Source organism: Parendozoicomonas verongulae (genome assembly GCF_009711465.1).
Classification (GTDB): Bacteria; Pseudomonadota; Gammaproteobacteria; order Pseudomonadales; family Endozoicomonadaceae; genus Sansalvadorimonas; species Sansalvadorimonas verongulae.
The window spans coordinates 2,713-3,295 of record NZ_SMME01000744.1; the positions used below are offsets into that span (position 1 = coordinate 2,713).

At 53.5% G+C, this 583-nt stretch carries 1 protein-coding gene; it reads right to left on the reverse strand.

Features of this window, described 5'->3' with window-relative positions; genetic code table 11:
- Positions 1-583 (reverse strand): HsdM family class I SAM-dependent methyltransferase (locus E1189_RS25215; RefSeq protein ID WP_230460170.1); only part of this gene is annotated, 583 nt, incomplete at both ends.

Sequence of the window (583 nt, forward strand, 5' to 3'; positions counted from 1 at the left end):
GCCTTGGGGCACAACCGTGGCGCTGCGACCGCCGACTTTCAGCATTTGCAGAATACGGGCGCAGAACAGCAGCTCGGTCTTTTTGGTTTTTACCAGCTTGAGAATATCCGGGTCGATATCCTCTTCGTCCAGGGTGCCGGTAAACGGCGGGTTGGCGAGTATCAGGTGAAAGCCGTTGTGGGAGGCTTGTGGGTAACGGTCGGAGAAGCTCTGGCTCATGGTGTCCTGATAGTGAATATCCGGCTCGTCCACCCCGTGCATAATCAGGTTCATGGCGGCAATGCGCAGCATGGTGGAGTCGAAGTCGTAACCGTGGAACATGTCTGTGTCCACATGGTTGCGGTATTCGTTTAATAGATCTCCAGAAAAAATATGCTGCTGTTCAAGCTCGCCTTTTTCGTTGGTGACGGTTTCGGTGTGAATGCTCTCCAGAGAACTGTACTTTTCCAGCAGGTATTCATAACTGGTAGAGAGAAAACCACCAGTACCACAGGCCGGATCACAAATGCGCTCACCACGGGCAGGGTTGGGTTCCATCATCTCCACCATGGCACGGATAATATGGCGCGGGGTACGGAACTGG